The sequence below is a fragment of the Curtobacterium sp. P97 genome (assembly GCF_023712445.1).
Lineage (GTDB): Bacteria > Actinomycetota > Actinomycetes > Actinomycetales > Microbacteriaceae > Curtobacterium.
The window spans coordinates 1-783 of sequence record NZ_JAMAYF010000031.1; the positions used below are offsets into that span (position 1 = coordinate 1).

Annotated in this window: 1 rRNA gene; it reads right to left on the minus strand. The window is 56.3% G+C overall.

The features are described 5' to 3' along the window. Positions 1-783: ribosomal RNA gene (locus tag M3677_RS16765) — 23S ribosomal RNA — on the minus strand; the annotation flags it as partial.

Here is a 783-nt window from a genome sequence, read left to right on the forward strand (position 1 = left end):
GAGACAGCTGGGAAGTCGTTACGCCATTCGTGCAGGTCGGAACTTACCCGACAAGGAATTTCGCTACCTTAGGATGGTTATAGTTACCACCGCCGTTTACTGGGGCTTAAATTCAGAGCTTCGCCCTAAGGCTAACCCTTCCTCTTAACCTTCCAGCACCGGGCAGGCGTCAGTCCGTATACATCGTCTTGCGACTTCGCACGGACCTGTGTTTTTAGTAAACAGTCGCTTCCCACTGGTCTCTGCGGCCTTCAACGCTCAACGACGAGAAGTCGTATCACGTGTCCGGCCCCCCTTCTCCCGAAGTTACGGGGGCATTTTGCCGAGTTCCTTAACCACGATTCTCTCGATCTCCTTGGTATTCTCTACCTGACCACCTGAGTCGGTTTCGGGTACGGGCGGCTGCAACCTCGCGTCGATGCTTTTCTCGGCAGCATAGGATCACTGATTTCCCCTCACGGGTACGCGTCGGATCTCAGGCACACAGACGACGGATTTGCCTATCGTCAGCCCTACATCCTTACACCAGGTTCACCTTACGGATACCATCGCCTGGCTCAGCTACCTTCCTGCGTCACACCTGTTCATACGCTAGCCGCACCAGCATGGGGTCGAGCGTTAGACCGGACACCATCACCCCGAAGGGATCCGGAAGCCCGGGTTAGGACTCTTAGCACCACTGGATTAGCTTGGGCGGTTGTTCGCCGGTACGGGAATATCAACCCGTTGTCCATCGACTACGCCTGTCGGCCTCGCCTTAGGTCCCGACTTACCCAGGGCGGA